We start from the raw sequence: 16,169 nt of genomic DNA, 5'->3' as shown, positions 1-16,169 counted from the left end.
AGATTGGAGGCACTTTATGGACATAAAATATCCAGACTATAATAATTCTATTGTGAATTTATCTTGCTCAGTATTGAAACATTACGGAGCAGAAAACCACCATAAAACTTTAGAAATGCTTGATAACTATTTAAAGAAGAATTATAAAAATGTTGTGGTGATATTATTAGATGGGTTAGGAGTAGATGCCTTAGAACACCATCTTGATAAGGGAAGTTTTTTGAGAAGGCATTTTGTGTCAGAAATATCTACAGTGTTTCCACCCACTACAACTGCGGCAACAACTTCTATTGAGAGCGGATTGACACCTAAGGAACATGGGTGGCTTGGTTGGAGTTTATATTTTAGCGAAATAGACAAGATTGTAAATACCTTTATTAACACGGTGCAAGATAGTGATGAAAAAGCTGCTGATTATCATGTAGCTAAAAAAATAATTCCTTATAAAAACATATATGATATTATCAATGAGGCTGGAAATGCTACAGCTTACAGTGTGTCACCCTTTGGCACCAATAAAGTTTCATCACATATTGAAATGTTTGAAGAAATAGAAAGACTATGTAATGCTGATGGAAAAAAATATATTTATGCATACACTCCACAACCTGACGCTGCTATGCATGAATATGGCTGTTATAGTAGTGTAGCAACTTTATGGGTGAAAGAACTTAATGAAAGAGTAGAAAGAATGTGCCAGGCGGTAAATGATACTATTGTTATTGTCACCGCAGACCATGGGCATATTAATTTGAACTATAGGTTTGTTAGCGATTATCCTGAGCTTTTAAAGATGCTAGTAAGACCAATTTCTATTGAAAGTCGAGCCACCTGTTTCTATGTAAAAGATGAGTATAGAGGGGCGTTTAAAGAAGAATTTTACAAAGCCTTTGGCCAAGATTTTTTATTGCTTTCCAAAGCGGAAATCTTAGAAGGAAAATTATTTGGAGAGGGTAAAGCCAATAGGAAATTTGAGGAGTTCATTGGTGATTTTCTAGCAGTTGCTATTGAGGATCAAGGCATTGTCTACAGCCCTAAATCCAAACAGTTTCTATCAAATCATGCAGGAATCACTAAGCAGGAGATGATGGTACCATTTATTGTGTTTGAGAGTTGAGAATCATATTAGTTCAGAACTTTCTTAAATTGTTCATTTATCATAAATCATAGGGAACTGTATAATACCAAATGAGAATAAATTATCATTGAAAGGATTATATTGCAATGAATAAGAAGGATAATGAGGAAGAAAAAATTGTTTATCTACCAATTTTTATTGGTTGTGGTGTTGGAATAGGGTCGGTTGTAGGAGCTACAATATTTAATGATATGGGAATTGGAATATCTTTGGGAGTTGCTATAGGTAGCGCCATTGGAGGTATTTTGGATTATATAAAGAATAAGTGATAAGAGAATTTATAAAGCATTTAAGGACGCTGGTATTTTGAAAAAATAGAAGAGCAATTAATAATATTTCTACAAAATAATAGGTTTTTTATTAAATAGATAAGTGGAGTTTTTATATGAGGATGTTTCTTGTAAATCAGTAATGGTTAAACAACTTATAAATGTTATGAAGTTAAAAGAAGGTGAAGAAATGATAATAAGAGAATTAGTCATTAAAGACTTTAATGAATGGGCAAAATTAAGACATGCTCTATGGCCTTACCACACTTTGGAATATCTAAAAACAGAGATGAAAGATGTATATAAGAGGTTTAAATTAGATTATATGTTTTATGTTGCGGAAGATAATGGTAGTTTGGTAGGATTTATAGAATTATCAATTCATGAAACTGCACTGGGGTGCAAAACTAAGAATGTAGGCTTCATAGAAGGATGGTATGTAAAACCAGAATATAGACAAAGAGGCATTGGGAAACTTTTAGTTGCAAAAGGCGAAGCTTGGGCTATTGATAATGAGTGTAAGGAAATGGCTTCAGATACTACTGAGAGATATCCTATTAGTCCTATTGCTCACAAATCCTTGGGTTACGAAGAAGTTGATACTCCATTAAACTATAGAAAATCATTATGTTAGTAACATTATTAGAAGATAAATCCACTTTAGTATAAAAGATATTTTTAATATGGAATCTTCATAAGTTGTTATTTATCATAAATCAGAGAAAAATGAAATAGTTATAAACTACGAGGAAAAGTTGTTTGAAATTTACAAGGTGAGGAAAACATCAAAATAAACGTTAGGCATAATCCGAAAAGAATAGGGGTGGGATCATGGAAGAAAGTAGAGAGGAAAAGCATATTCCAACAGCAGCATATTTTTCTATTGCAGCCAGTGTTTTATTGATTCTTATTAATATTTTCAGGTGGCACTTAATAGAAGTGTTTTCAGTGTTTTTACTGCCTTTCTTGGAGGGGCCCATAATATTGTTGTTTTTGGGAAGTATGATTTCCAGTGTAGTTTACTTTATACGAAATGGGAGAAAAGAAAAACTTAGGGCAATTGTTCCTTTAACAATATGCATAATAACAATATTAATTGTATGGTTTGTTCCCTTTACGAAAATCAACCTTGCACTAGACTTCAGCAAGAATCTTGAACAGCGAGAGAAAGTTGTATCCATGATTCAAACAGGTGAGTTAATGCCTAATGTGTCCCATAACCAAAGTCTAATTGCATTACCTAAGGAGTATGCTCATCTTTCAAAAGGTGGCGGAGAAGTTGTTGTGGAAAGAGAAGGAGATAACCTAAGAGTTTTATTTTTTACCTTTAGGGGAGTGTTAGATAGCTTCTCTGGATTTGTATATATATCAGACGATACAAAGCTACAAGAAGGAAATTTTAATACAGGGTTTCTCCAAATTGAGAAGAAAAAAGAACATTGGTATTGGGGAGCAGCGAAATAATATTCAGTTAGTAATATCATAATGATTTTGCACTGTTATTTAATCTAATTTGTGAATGAGGTTATAAAATGAAAAGAAATATCACTTTATTAGGAATACTGTTTCTTGTTTTTCTTATGGTGGGTTGTAAAAGCGGAAATTTAAAAGAGCAACATACTACGTATAATGTAATTGAGAATGGGAAGAAAACTTATTTCGAGAATTATGAATTCACAAAGGATATCCCAAGTTTTGATTCAATATTAAAGTCAACAATCAAGTCACTAAATGAGATTAAAGATGGTAAAAGAGACTTAACTTTTGTTAGAAGTATCGAATCAGAGGAGTTGAAAAGTGACCCAGATTACAAAGTTTTTTCAAAGTCTATTCCAGGGGACAGTGAGCTGAAGATTAAAAAAGCAGATATCACGAATTATAACATCACTGGGGTGGAACATAACAAGGATGAAAATCTAATAAAAGTATTTATAGAAATTGAGACAAAGGAAGTACAAGATGACAGCGTAATTAATGTTTTAAATAATCAAACATATATTTTCAAAGTTGAAAAAGATATGCTACTCTTAACAAAATTCCATTTGTCTCAGCATTTACAATAAAGGGTTTTATCACAGTTTATAAAAGGTAAGTATCCTAGAGAGCCTTCATCAAATACTCTGCATCCCTTTTCTTTTCACTATAGGAGAGGCCTTCTTTTACGGAGTATTTTATATCTCCAAAGGTGTATAACCCTAAAAATAATAACACCAATATCAAACTAGAGCATATTACTAGTTTAAGCTTCTTATTCCCATAAATCTACCTACATTTTTATATATTTTATCACTGCATCCAAAATATGGTATGTATTAATAATATAAGCACCTGTAACAATGAAAGTGTTTAAGGTATATTATTACAGTAATAATATGGTGAAAAGAATTAACATAAGGAAACATCAAAGGTAAATGAAAAATAGTAAAATAGTGTACACTAATTGAAAAGGCAGTAATGCCTTTTTCTTTTTAGCATTAATAGAATTCATATTAGGTAGTTGTAAAGTATTTAAAAACCTTAAAACTTTTTAGGTTTCATAGGCGTCTATATGTTGTAAATAGTTAAAATACGTATATATAACTAAAGAGGGAAGTGTTGCTAGCAGTGAGTAAAAGTACTTTTAAAGAACAGATTGCAGAATATGCAATTAAATATAAGGAAAACCATTATAGATTGGCGTATAGCTATGTGAAAAATGCTGATGATGCTTTGGATATTGTTCAGGAATCTATATATAAAGCTATTTCATCTGTGGACTCATTGAAAAATCCAAACCATATAAAAACTTGGTTTTACAGGATTGTGGTGAATACTTCACTGGACTTTCTTCGAAAACATGGAAAGGTCAGTGTTGTAGAAAATGAGATTCTGGAGAATTTAGATGCTGGAACAATTGATGAGTATGAAAACTTTGATCTGCAAAGAGCCTTGGAAAATTTACCTGAGCGCTACCGTACTGTAGTAATATTAAGGTTTTTTGAAAATCTAAAGATCGAGGAAGTTGCAGAAATTCTTAATGAAAACATCAATACAGTAAAAACTCGACTATATAAGTCCCTTAAAATACTACGTGTAGAATTGAATGATTATGAGGAGGTTTAATATGAAGGATAAAAACTTGCAGCAGCTTAAAAATGAATATATGGATGTGCCTATTCCTAAGGAATTAGATTTTGTAGTGAAAAAAGCTTTAAAAGATAGTGGAGTAAATGAAGTGAATAAGAAAAGTAATTTCAAAAGAATGAGGATAGCGGCGGCTTCCATTGCTGCTATTGTTGCTATAATTATTGTTGGGGTTAATAGCAGCCCTGCACTTGCATTAACATTATCAAAGGCGCCAGTTGTTGGCGGTATAGTAAAAGTGCTAACTTTCAGAGAATATACTGTAAACGAAGATAAATACCAAGCGGATATAAAAGTACCTTCTATTCAAGGATTAAACAATAAGGCTCTGGAAAACAGCTTAAATGAAAAATACCTTACTGAAAATAAAAAGCTATATGAAGGGTTTATGGATGACATGGAGAACTTGAAGAAAAACCAGGGGGGGCACATTGGAATAAACAGTGGATTTATGGTGAAAACAGATACGGATAGGATATTATCTGTAGAAAATTTTACTTTCAGTACTGTAAACTCTTTATCAAAAAACGGATTTGTTACAATAGATAAGAAAAACGAAATCCTAATTACTTTACCAAGTTTATTTAAGGACCATAGGTATGTTGATATTATCAGCGAAAATATAAAAAAGCAAATGGTAGAGCAGAATAAAGCGGACAAAAATAAGTTTTATTGGGTTGAAGGAATAGATCAGAACGGAACTATGGAACTGTTTGAAAAAATCTCAAAGGATCAAAGCTTCTATATAGACAAGGAAAATAAACTCATTATATGTTTTGAAAAATTTGAGGTTGCTCCTGGATATATGGGGAATGTTGAATTTGTAATACCAACGGAGATTCTATTAGATTCTTTAGTTAGCAACGAGTATATAAAATAAACTGAATAAGAGGGAAGAAAGGGTGAGTTGTTATGAAATCAAATATGGCATTATTTACTGCAATTTCAGTGATGGTATCCTTGTTCACAGCCAGTGGAACAGTGGTAGAGCAAAGGGTAGATAAACTAAAAATCAGTGAAGTGCAAGCACAAGAAAAAGAGAAGAATATAGGCATAGATCATGAAGCAGTGGGTTACAAAATCATTAGAAAAGTATCAGAAAATAAGGAGAGTAATACAAAAATATTTTATCCCCAAATTTCGGAGTATCCAGGTGAACTATTAATGGATTATATGAATCAAAACCTTAGAAAAATAGTTGATATATATGGAAAAGAAGAAATGTATCAAAATATAAGCATAGACTATAAAATAACAAAAATGAATAATGATATATTAAGTGTATTGTTTAAAGGTAGTGGTAAAATTTCTGATGGAAGAGAAATCAATATTCAAAAAAGTGTCAATTTGGATATAAAAACATCGAATAAAATAGAGTTTCATAATCTCATTAAGTCAGATCAAACATCCAAAACTGCAGTAATGGAAATATTAAAGGAAAAATCTAAAGAAGTAGGGATAAAGAATGAAGAAGAGCTAGAAGGTATAAATGTATACTTTGAAGGAGAAAATGTAGTTTTTTTCTATATGCCTGCAGATGATAGTGCAACAAATTTTGTAGAAATAAGTGTTCCAATAAAAGAAATAGAGAGCTTTATAAATACTGATTTTGGTGAAATACCGGCGAGTTAGGGCGGTAAGCTATGTTTCCATATCAAGAAGTGATACCAACATTAATTTATTTCTTGGTGGAGCTGGAGCCAGACTACTTCAATTATGTATATGAAGGGTAAAATATCACAAGTATACAGAAGTAAAGGAAATACTCAGAGAAACTTTTATTGTACAATGAAGCATTGCAAATAGTGAATAAATAAATTAAATATTCATCAAAGAAAATCTAAATGAAGTCATCTAACTAATATTAATGAAGAGCTTCTTGGTTACGGTAATTAAACCCTGTAATCAAGAAGTTTTTTTAGTGTGACCTTCTTTAGAATACCAAGAATAAGGATATTGCCTATGAATCCTATTAGTTAATAATAATTATTAATTAATAGGAAATTAGTATTGCCGAAATATAGGGTAAAATGCTATAATATTGGTATAGATGTAATAATTTGTCTAATATTTTATACCTGTAATAGTTATTGAGGGAGAGGTGACCTAAATGTATAGTATTAACAAGAGATTTAATGTATTTGGTTTTGTTATTGTTATGGTGGTAGTGTTAGGATTAGTGCTTCAGTTTAATTATTATAATAAAATAAACAGGGAAGAAGCTAAAAAAATTGCTACAATGTCTACAGATATTATAAGAGGAGAAATTACCAATACTCTCATAGCACAAGCTCAGGTTATCTCCGATGCAGCAGGTTATGTGGCTATTGAAGGTTGGAGCCATGAGGAAATTATTAATTATTTTAAAATATTATCAAAAGATAATCCCACCTTTTCAACTATTTATTTTGGTACTCCTGACAAGGTACTTTTTGCAGGAAACGATTGGGTTCCACCAGAGACCTATGATTTAACACAAAGGCCTTGGTATAAAAAAGCCATAGAAGAAAATCAATTAGTTTTTACTGAGATTTTTATAGATGCCTCTAAGGATCAGCTTATTATAACCATAGCAAAACCAGTGTATAACCCAGAAGGAAAACTATTAGGAGTGGCTGCTGGGGATGTTTCTATAAAAGATATACTACTCCTTGTTAAGGATAAAAAAGTGGGACAAGATGGTTATTCTTTTTTAGTTGATGAAAAAGGTAACATACTAGCTCACCCAAATTATGAGTACAGCTCTTCTTTAATGGTTCAGAATATTAAAAATATTTCCCAGGAAGTTTATGATGTAATGTTCAATAACAATGAGGGAATTACAAAAATTGCATTAAACGATTCAAAGGGTTATTTGGCTTATGAGCACATAGAAGGCACTGATTGGAAAATTGGCAGTTTTATTGCTATAGATGAATATATGAAAACTAGTCTTCAGTACTTAAGAATATTTATTATAACTGTGATATCCTCTATATTGGTTTTTCTAATAATTTTAGTGTTTCAAAGAAGATATTTTATTAATCCAGTGCTTGCTTTTGACAAAGATATTAAGGCAATTAACATTGAAGAGGATATAAGGTATAGAGTTCCTATAGTAGGAAAAGACCCATTCATGGTTTTGAGGCAGTCAATAAATAATACCTTAGATAAGGCTCAAGAGTTTTTCTATAGATTAGAAGCAGATGAACAAGAGCTAGAAGCACAAAATGAGGAGCTTGAGGCATCTTTTCAACAACTCACCGCTGCCGAAGAAGAACTTAGAAGTTACTATAATCAATTGGTGGAAAGTGAAGAAACTTTCAGAGCACTGTTTGAGGGTTCATCAGATGCAATACTAATTTTAGAAGATGATAAATTTACAGATTGTAACACCGCTACTATAAAAATGTTTGGATATTCTTCAAAAGAACAGGTTGTTGGGAAGAGTCCATGGGAGCTTTCACCAGAAACTCAGCTAGACGGAACTTCTTCAAGGGAAAAGTCTCTTCACTTCATTAAAACCGCCTATGAAAATGTGAATTTAAAGTTCGAGTGGCTGCATATTACAAAAGAAGGCAAGTTATTTCCTGTTGAAATAATGTTAACCCCTATACAACTAAATGGCAGAAGGGTTTTGCATGTGTTATGGAGGGATATTAGTGAGAGAAAGGAAATGGAGGAGAAGCTTGGATATCTAAGCTATCATGATCATTTAACTGGTTTATACAACAGAAGGTATTTTGTAGAAGAACTAAATAGAAGAGATAACAGTGAAAACTATCCCCTTACAATTATGATGGCAGATGTAAATGGGTTAAAGCTTGTGAATGATTCTTTTGGACATGCTATTGGGGATGAACTTCTAATTAAAACAGCAGAAACTATAAAAAATTCTTGTAGACTTCAAGATGTTGTATGTAGAATTGGTGGAGATGAATTTGTAATTATTTTGCCTAAAACCAGTGCAATTGAAGCAGAGCAAATACTTTATAGGATTCAATCCGCTTGTTTAAAAGAAAAAGTAGCTTCCATAGAACTCTCCATTGCCTTTGGCTTTGAGACAAAAACTAAAGATACTGAAGATATAAATGAGGTATTAAAAAAGGCGGAGGATTATTTATATAAGCGAAAACTCTTTGAAAGTCCAAGCATGAGAAGCAGAACCATAAGTGCCATTATAAAGACACTTCACGAAAAGAATAAGAGAGAAGAGCAACATTCTCAAAGGGTTTCTGAATTATGTTACAGTATGGGAAAAGCCCTAGGCATGAGTGAAGGAGAGATTAAGGAGCTTAAATCAGTAGGATTACTTCATGATATAGGAAAGGTAGCCATCGATGAGAATATACTTAATAAGCCAGGAAACCTTACCCCAGAGGAGAGAAAGGAAATTGAAAGGCATCCAGAAATAAGTTACCGCATTTTGAGTTCTGTAAATGAAATGTCTGATATGGCGGATTATATTCTTGCTCACCATGAAAGATGGGATGGAACTGGATATCCAAAAGGGCTAAAAGGAATTGAAATTCCTCTTCAAGGAAGAATCATGGCAATAGCTGATACTTTTGATGCCATCACCAGTGAAAGGTCTTACAGAAACGCACTTCCAGTAGAAGTTGCAATAGAGGAAATCCAAAGAAATGCAGGTACTCAATTTGATCCTTATCTAGTAAATGTTTTTATTGAAAATGTTATAGGAAAAAATTCAGACCTGGAAGTATAAAGGATTAAACCATTATAAATAAAGATTTACTAAAGAGGCAGGAAGCTGCATAGGCATAACAACTTTTTTACTTAAAGGAGTTTTCCTATGCAAAGCTGCTACTTATAGAAATTTTCACAGTTACCCTTTCCCAAATCTTGTTTTACACCGCGTTTAATGTAAAAAAATGCGGTGTAAATTATTCCAAAAATATGGTAATATTGTAAGGAAGTATTATTATGTTTACTAGGGTATTTTTATAATAGTTCAATGATTATAAAGACAACTCAACCTTAAAACACTGCAATTAATAGTTTAAGAGGGGGATAAATTTAAATGGGAAAAAGTTTAATGGAAAGAAAAGATGTTGAAGTGTCACTTACTTGGGATTTGTCTGCTATGTTTAAAGATGAAGAGGAATTTAATTTCGCAGTAAAGGAATTAGAAGACCTCACTTTAGAATTAGTGGAAAAATATAAGGAAAAGCTGAATTCACCAGAGACTATAAATCAATGTTTGGATAAGTTAAAAAGGGTAACTGAGGTTATGAATCTTACAGCAGCTTATGCAAGTCTTGCTGTATCTGTGGACCAAACCAACTATGAAAATCAAGAACGATATATGAGATTTATGAATATCTTAACGGAGCTGCAAAGCAAATTAAGCTTTATAGATAGCGAGATTACTGAGGCACCTGAAGAAGTTATCGAAGAAGCCATAGAGCAGTCTAAGGAAAATAGAAATTACTTAAAAAGTATAAAAAGAACTAAACCACACACCCTTCACCCAGAGGTAGAAAAAGCCTTAGCAGCTTTATCAGAAACCTTAGATTCACCTTATTCCATATACAACAGAGCAAAACTTGCAGATATGGATTTTGGCACCTTTAAGGTAGAGGAAGAGGAATACCCACTTAGCTTTGTACTTTTTGAAAATCAGTGGGAGTATGAAAATCATACTGAGATTAGAAGAGCAGCCTTTGAAGCATTCTCCTCTAAACTAAGGGAGTATCAACACACCATAGCGGCAGCTTATCAAGTTCAAGTTCAAAAGGAAAAAACATTATCAAACCTTAGAGGTTTCCATTCAGTGATAGATAGTTTATTATTTCCTCAAGAGGTAAGTAGGGATTTATACAATAGACAAATAGATCTAATTATGGAGAAGTTAGCACCTCATATGAGAAAGTATGCAACACTTCTTAAAAGGATTCACAACCTAGATGAAATCACCTTTGCAGATTTGAAACTGGCTATAGATCCAGATTTTGAACCAGAGATTTCTGTGGAAGAATCTAAAAAGTACGTGAAGGAAGCTTTATCTGTGCTGGGAGAAGATTATTTGGAGTTTGTTATTAGGGCATATGATGAAAGATGGATTGACTTTGTTCAAAATAAAGGTAAGTCCACAGGAGCATTTTGTTCCAGCCCTTATGGAAGCCACCCTTTCATATTAATATCCTGGTCTCAAAGAATGAGAGAGGTGTTTGTACTTGCTCATGAACTTGGTCATGCTGGTCATTTTAGTTTAGCTCAAAGGGAACAAAACATTTTAGACACTAGACCATCTCTGTACTTCATAGAAGCACCTTCTACCATGAATGAGATGTTAATGGCAAATTATCTAATGAAAACTAGTGAAGATAAAAGATTTAAGAGATGGGTTTTATCTTCAATGATAAGCAGAACTTATTATCATAACTTTGTAACTCACCTATTAGAAGCTGCCTATCAGAGGGAAGTGTACAATATAATAGATGCAGGGGGAAGTGTCCAGGCTTCAAAGTTAAATGAAATAAAAAGAGATGTTCTTGAAAAGTTCTGGGGAGACACTGTGAAAATCAATGAGGGAGCAGAGCTTACTTGGATGAGACAACCACACTATTATATGGGGTTGTATCCTTACACTTACAGTGCAGGTCTAACCATTGCAACAGAAGTAAGTAAGAGAATTTTAAAAGAGGGTCAGCCTGCTATAGAAGATTGGAGAGCGGTGCTAAAAGCAGGAGGAACAAAAACTCCAGTGGAGCTAGCTAAAATGGCAGGGGTGGATATAACTACTGACAAGCCATTATTAGACACCATAGAGCATATAGGAAATATCATTGATGAAATAATAAAACTTACAGAAGAAATAGAGAGCGAAAAGAAATAAAAGAAAAAGGGATTGTCTTAAAATTTTATTAAGACAGTCCCTTTTTTAAATAATGAATAAGTTCATTTTTATAATGGATTTTTGAAGTGATTTCAATCCGAAAAGATTAAAACTTTGGCATAAGACTATTACCTAAAGTGGAGTGAGGAAATATCCTTCCAGAATGGCATTAACATTAAGCGCATTCTAATTATGTAGGCAGTACCAGTACTGATATTTAGTTTCAGTAAAACCTTCTTAAATATAGCATTGGTATATTATATTTATGCTGCAAATTCTTCCTCTGATTTCTTCTCTGTAGTTAGATCTTCAGTATCATAAAAGGCTACTTTTTTAAGCATTGGGGTCAAAGGCTTGGAGAAAAATCCTATAACTTTTCCTGTTACAAGTGCCGAAATTATAGTTCCTGGACCTATAGAGGAAAGGTATCCTAAAAAACCTAGAGATAATAATGCAGCAATCACTACAGAAGAGCAGTCAAATAATACCTTAACCTTAGAAAACTTAGTTCCTGTTTTATTGGATATTGCAAGTACAAGCCCATCCGGTGCATTTGGAACCAAGTCCATGGTGATAAACATTACAACTCCCATTGAAACTATAATTACGCTTACACAAAACACAAATCCTTGCATAAAATAATTGCTTGGTTGTACCCATGACAATAAGGTAGCTGAAAAATCAACAAAATAACCAAAGGCAAAGCCAAAAACTATCTGTAATAAATCCTTTAATTTAAAATTCTTACCTAAAATTATAGCTTGTACTAAAACGTAAAGAACATAAACTCCAATAGTCACTGTTCCAAGGCTAGCACCAATAATGTTACTAATAGCCAAAGGGGGAGAGGAAATGGGGGATACTCCTAAATTAGATTTTATAGCAAGATTTATTCCTAAAGCTAGGGCGAATAGTCCTGCAAAATATATAGCAAATCGTATTATATGTTTCATTTGATGTGGCCTCCTAAAAATAATAATGAACAGGCTGTCTATTTAAATAGCAACATTACCTATTATAGTTATAATTAAAAATTATTTCAATGTAATTAAATGACAAATCATTCTTAATAGGTGCCAGTGATGTGATATAAATGGAACTTTGGTGTGAAATATTCTTTTGTTCACAAAGGCCATTTTGTCCTTGAAATATCCATGTAAAGCTCATTACCAAATGGAGCATGTTCGCTATTTAAAAGGTACGTTTCATATTTACAGAATATTTGGTATAATATTCCTAAAGGACTCTACGATATTAGGGGTTAGTTGTGATGCATAAAGGTGGTGTGATTTTGAAAAGTAAATATAAGATTATTAGGTTTATCTGTGTAATATCTTCGATTATACTAGCTATTTGCTTTTTTATAGGGAATATTGAGAGTAAAAAACTAATGCCTTACATTATCTTGAATTTAATGATTTATCAGTTTTCAAACTACAAGGAAAATAAACCTTTTAAGAATATAGAAAATATGATGAAATAAAAGTAATTTTACCTTGTATGCCATTTTTCTTCATTGTAGTAATGGTCATGGCAGCATTTCCATTACAATAGTTGTTTTTACATAGTAAACAATGTTATTTAACGGATGATAAGAGTGAAGTAATTTTCAGTAAAAATACATGAAGCTTATGACAATTGTTAGAGCGTAAATCTTATTAATCTAATAATTATCTTTTGAGTGTTTGGAGTAGGATTTTGGGATTTTTGTTGTTTGTAAGACTTGCACAAATAAATGAGTGTGAAATTAGTGGGAGGCTTAAATATGAAAAAGGTTAGTGAACAATTGCTATTGGTGTTGGTTTTATGTACGTTGATGATGTCAATTTTGCCTTTAATAGCCTCGGCAAATTCAGCAGAACCACCATCATTAGTTATACTCATTAACAATCCACCAGAAGATCTTTCAATTACATTAATATCCAATAGAAATCCACCAGAAGCGAAAGTTCGAAAGGTTGCATGGGAAGGATATTATGTTTTTTATTCGAGGGATATGCAGGTCAATGGGGTGTATACCTTTAAGGTTACCACAAAGGGGGAGAGTTTTGAACGTACCATTAGTACACCCTTGCAGCATTATAACAATGTTTTTACCTTGGACATGTTAAATCGGGAGCTTACACCCGGAAAATATCAGTTTCGTTCTATGATCTTGATATCAATAAGAGTAGCGCTCACCCTTCTCATTGAAGGTATTATTTTTTGGCTATTTAAGTTTAGACAAAAGAGAAGTTGGCTTATATTTCTTGTTATAAATCTTGTTACACAGGGTGCATTGAATGCTTTATTGAATAATGGAGGCTCACTGATGCCAAGCTATTTGATTTTTGGTTTAATTGTGGGAGAAGTTTTTGTATTTATAGCTGAAATCATTGCGTTTTCTATTTTCATTAAGGAATATAAAAAGGTTTATATTTTGAATTATGTTTTAATAGCAAATCTAATAAGCTTAATTGTTGGTAGTTATATTATCACTGTTTTGCCAGTATAACCTCAAGCATAATATAAGCTACTTATTAAAAAATATCTTAATAATGCTTCTTGAGTATCATAGGGAGTATATGAAATCTATAAACCACTAATATGTAAAATTATAAATATAATGCAAAAGGTTAATAAGCAAATTAATTAGCATAAACATATAGTAATTAAGTATTAATATGATGGGGTGAGTTATTGAAAAAAAGCTTTAAGATAGGTGCTTTCATTGGAATTCTTGTGGTGGTATTTGGTGTATTCTATAGTTTTAGTAACATACATAAGGATTATAATGCAGTGTTATTAGCTAAAGGTTTTAGTGAAGTGGAAAAGATAAGTGTACAATTTTCAGGGGTGAGAAAATTTCATATATTTTCAAAGTTTATATCAGGAAAAATAACAATTAAGGATAAAACCTATAAGGTTATATTGGATGAAGATGATATTATTAATAAATATGAAGGGGTTATTATAGATACTTCATCTAATTTGGAGTCAGAGCATGGGATTATAGCTGAAATATATTTATCAAAAAATCTTAATGAGCTGTATTGTTACTTTAAAGAGGATGGTTCATTTATTGTGGCACCGGTTAATGATATAGAAGATGCTAAAAGCTTTTTCTATGATAGGGGCATTAAGTAATGAACAAGTTCACTTTGGTGAGCGGCTTCGGAAGGCGATTAAACTTCCGCTTAAACTTATCATTGTAAATCATAAGTAAAGGAAGGTTTGAGTGTGTTTCTAAAACAAATTTTTAGCCACTAAGTAAATCATCCAAAGAGCCATGAAGCTCTAGGGCAATTTACTCAGTGGCTTTTATTTCATTTATTTTAGAATTTTAACTCAACTAAGCGGTAGACAATTTCCAGCCAAAGTTTTCACTTCGTAAAAGTCTTAACTGGAAATTATCTTTTTTCTTATTTCACATATATATTAGAATGCATAGGTATATTATTACAGTAATTATATGGTAAAATAAAGTTATATTTAAAGTCAAACTAGTAGATAGTGACGAAGTAAATGATATAGGCTAAGATGTAATTTTATTGATAAAGAGGTGTATATGTTGAATGATAATAAACGTAATGAAATCTTCAAAGCAGCAGTATTTATTATTTTGCTAGTATTTACTTTTCTACCTATAAGTGTAAAGGGAATTATTATTACTTTAATATTAATTTACATTATATTTGATATGGTAAGATCAAAAAAGAATGGATATCCAACATACCACATGATATTCAATTTGTTTCTTGTTTTAGCAGCTATTCTGGCTATTATTTACATACTAATAGAAACTAAATTTACAGGACTTAGTACCTATGGGAACTATATTAAAGGAGTTTTTATGATTGTAGCTGTAATAATTACAATTCCGCTTCCCCTTGTAATTAGATACAAACAAGGCGGTTGGAAGAATTTAAAATCAGGAATTTGGGTGGCTGCAGGTTGGACTATTTTATATATAGCAGTACTTCAAAAGCTCTTTATTACATAATTTTCTTAAATCGTGACATAATGACATAACAATTTTCTGGGGGGAGAAGTAATGCAAAATTTTACTGGAATTATGATTATAAATATAATAGGTTTTCTTTTAGGTGTGGGGTTTGTTGTTATCGGAAAAATAGGATTTAAAAAATTGGAAAAAGAGTTCCGCGAGTCAAATTGTGATATATCGGAGATGGAAAGAAAAAAGCGTCTCCCATATATGATATCAGAGATGGAAAGAAAAAAACGCCGCCCATATTTAATATATACATTGATAGGATACTTCATTCCGGTAATTACTTCAATCATTTTAATATTAGTCATCTTCAATATTGTCTAACATAGCCAAATATAAAGGTTAATGTGTATGTTAAACAATAACCTTTAATTTATAATATTCTTAAGGTGTGTCGATAGAGTAAAATATTATACAACAAAATAAATGGGGACGAATATTTATGAAGAAATTTAAACTAAATAGAAATATATATATATATTTTGTGGATTTTGTTTTTTGATATCTACTTTTTTGCAATTACGTGTTGTTCAATTAACGGAGAATAAACTTGTTATAGTGCCAATTCTACATGGAATTACATGTATTCTCATGTTTATTAACGCTTATATTAATCATAAGAAAATTACCAAAGATAATAAGAATTAAGATAATGAACAATAGAAGTATTTAAACTACAATGGTAATATAGTTTTTTTGTGACACAATGTTCTTATACTGTGTATATATCCTAAATTTATGATGGATGAACAATGGTAAAAAATTGAGAACTAATTCATTTGTTATTCGTATATAAATTAAGATTTTAAA

15 protein-coding genes are annotated in these 16,169 nt (G+C 31.7%); 14 read left to right on the top strand and 1 reads right to left on the bottom strand.

Translation table 11 applies throughout. From position 1 onward, the window contains the following. Positions 1–16: 16 nt before the first annotated feature. From RR409_RS19085 to pepF, 10 genes are all read left to right on the top strand, one after another. Positions 17–1,117: an alkaline phosphatase family protein gene (locus RR409_RS19085; RefSeq protein WP_332559369.1), complete on the top strand. Its 1,101-nt coding sequence runs from the start codon at positions 17–19 to the stop codon at positions 1,115–1,117. A 107-nt stretch (positions 1,118–1,224) separates the two neighbouring features. Then, complete coding sequence (locus RR409_RS19080) at positions 1,225–1,407, top strand: hypothetical protein (RefSeq protein WP_332559368.1); 183 nt, start codon at positions 1,225–1,227, stop codon at positions 1,405–1,407. A gap of 190 nt (positions 1,408–1,597) precedes the next feature. Next, the gene (locus RR409_RS19075; protein WP_332559367.1) at positions 1,598–2,041 is read left to right on the top strand and encodes a GNAT family N-acetyltransferase; all 444 of its coding nucleotides are present in this window, start codon (positions 1,598–1,600) and stop codon (positions 2,039–2,041) included. 197 nt (positions 2,042–2,238) lie between these two features. Beyond that, entirely contained in the window at positions 2,239–2,871 is a 633-nt protein-coding gene (locus RR409_RS19070; RefSeq protein ID WP_332559366.1) for a hypothetical protein, read from the top strand. Between the two features lie 68 nt (positions 2,872–2,939). Then, a complete protein-coding gene (locus tag RR409_RS19065; protein ID WP_332559365.1) occupies positions 2,940–3,470 on the top strand; it encodes a hypothetical protein in 531 nt (176 codons plus the stop codon). A 541-nt stretch (positions 3,471–4,011) separates the two neighbouring features. After that, the gene (locus tag RR409_RS19060) at positions 4,012–4,509 is read left to right on the top strand and encodes a sigma-70 family RNA polymerase sigma factor (RefSeq protein WP_332559370.1); all 498 of its coding nucleotides are present in this window, start codon (positions 4,012–4,014) and stop codon (positions 4,507–4,509) included. A 1-nt stretch (position 4,510) separates the two neighbouring features. Continuing rightward, on the top strand, positions 4,511–5,410 hold the full coding sequence (locus RR409_RS19055) for an RsiV family protein (RefSeq protein ID WP_332559364.1): 900 nt from the start codon (positions 4,511–4,513) through the stop codon (positions 5,408–5,410). 32 nt (positions 5,411–5,442) lie between these two features. After that, positions 5,443–6,162, top strand: a complete 720-nt coding sequence (locus RR409_RS19050) for a hypothetical protein (RefSeq protein WP_332559363.1) — start codon at positions 5,443–5,445, stop codon at positions 6,160–6,162. Positions 6,163–6,640: 478 nt separating this feature from the next. Further along, the gene (locus RR409_RS19045; RefSeq protein ID WP_332559362.1) at positions 6,641–9,235 is read left to right on the top strand and encodes an HD domain-containing phosphohydrolase; all 2,595 of its coding nucleotides are present in this window, start codon (positions 6,641–6,643) and stop codon (positions 9,233–9,235) included. A gap of 315 nt (positions 9,236–9,550) precedes the next feature. Next, the gene (gene pepF, locus RR409_RS19040) at positions 9,551–11,368 is read left to right on the top strand and encodes an oligoendopeptidase F (protein WP_332559361.1); all 1,818 of its coding nucleotides are present in this window, start codon (positions 9,551–9,553) and stop codon (positions 11,366–11,368) included. A 263-nt stretch (positions 11,369–11,631) separates the two neighbouring features. On the opposite strand, the gene RR409_RS19035 is transcribed toward pepF, so the two are convergent. Then, positions 11,632–12,321 carry a DUF6198 family protein gene (locus RR409_RS19035; protein WP_332559360.1) on the bottom strand — a complete coding sequence of 230 codons (690 nt, stop codon included), beginning with the start codon at positions 12,319–12,321 and terminating at the stop codon, positions 11,632–11,634. Between the two features lie 812 nt (positions 12,322–13,133). Here RR409_RS19035 and RR409_RS19030 point away from each other — a divergent pair. From RR409_RS19030 to RR409_RS19015, 4 genes are all read left to right on the top strand, one after another. After that, positions 13,134–13,862, top strand: coding sequence for a hypothetical protein (locus RR409_RS19030; RefSeq protein ID WP_332559359.1), 729 nt, complete (start codon positions 13,134–13,136; stop codon positions 13,860–13,862). 185 nt (positions 13,863–14,047) lie between these two features. Beyond that, complete coding sequence (locus RR409_RS19025; RefSeq protein WP_332559358.1) at positions 14,048–14,494, top strand: hypothetical protein; 447 nt, start codon at positions 14,048–14,050, stop codon at positions 14,492–14,494. A 421-nt stretch (positions 14,495–14,915) separates the two neighbouring features. Continuing rightward, positions 14,916–15,350, top strand: a complete 435-nt coding sequence (locus RR409_RS19020; protein WP_332559357.1) for a hypothetical protein — start codon at positions 14,916–14,918, stop codon at positions 15,348–15,350. 51 nt (positions 15,351–15,401) lie between these two features. Further along, positions 15,402–15,683, top strand: coding sequence for a hypothetical protein (locus RR409_RS19015; RefSeq protein WP_332559356.1), 282 nt, complete (start codon positions 15,402–15,404; stop codon positions 15,681–15,683). Positions 15,684–16,169 lie beyond the last annotated feature (486 nt).

Source organism: Clostridium sp., from assembly GCF_036642255.1.
Lineage (GTDB): Bacteria > Bacillota > Clostridia > Clostridiales > Clostridiaceae > Clostridium_J.
The sequence above is the reverse complement of the archived record's forward strand: the minus strand, read 5'-3'. Positions and strand labels throughout refer to the sequence as shown.

Coding starts and splice junctions, on each gene's coding strand:
- RR409_RS19065 (WP_332559365.1), top strand. CDS start 2,940: ATGAAAAGAAATATCACTTTATTAGGAATACTGTTTCTTGTTTTTCTT.
- RR409_RS19015 (WP_332559356.1), top strand. CDS start 15,402: ATGCAAAATTTTACTGGAATTATGATTATAAATATAATAGGTTTTCTT.
- RR409_RS19050 (WP_332559363.1), top strand. CDS start 5,443: ATGAAATCAAATATGGCATTATTTACTGCAATTTCAGTGATGGTATCC.
- RR409_RS19035 (WP_332559360.1), bottom strand. CDS start 12,321: ATGAAACATATAATACGATTTGCTATATATTTTGCAGGACTATTCGCC.
- RR409_RS19080 (WP_332559368.1), top strand. CDS start 1,225: ATGAATAAGAAGGATAATGAGGAAGAAAAAATTGTTTATCTACCAATT.
- RR409_RS19030 (WP_332559359.1), top strand. CDS start 13,134: ATGAAAAAGGTTAGTGAACAATTGCTATTGGTGTTGGTTTTATGTACG.
- RR409_RS19075 (WP_332559367.1), top strand. CDS start 1,598: ATGATAATAAGAGAATTAGTCATTAAAGACTTTAATGAATGGGCAAAA.
- pepF (WP_332559361.1), top strand. CDS start 9,551: ATGGGAAAAAGTTTAATGGAAAGAAAAGATGTTGAAGTGTCACTTACT.
- RR409_RS19070 (WP_332559366.1), top strand. CDS start 2,239: ATGGAAGAAAGTAGAGAGGAAAAGCATATTCCAACAGCAGCATATTTT.
- RR409_RS19045 (WP_332559362.1), top strand. CDS start 6,641: ATGTATAGTATTAACAAGAGATTTAATGTATTTGGTTTTGTTATTGTT.
- RR409_RS19055 (WP_332559364.1), top strand. CDS start 4,511: ATGAAGGATAAAAACTTGCAGCAGCTTAAAAATGAATATATGGATGTG.
- RR409_RS19085 (WP_332559369.1), top strand. CDS start 17: ATGGACATAAAATATCCAGACTATAATAATTCTATTGTGAATTTATCT.
- RR409_RS19020 (WP_332559357.1), top strand. CDS start 14,916: ATGTTGAATGATAATAAACGTAATGAAATCTTCAAAGCAGCAGTATTT.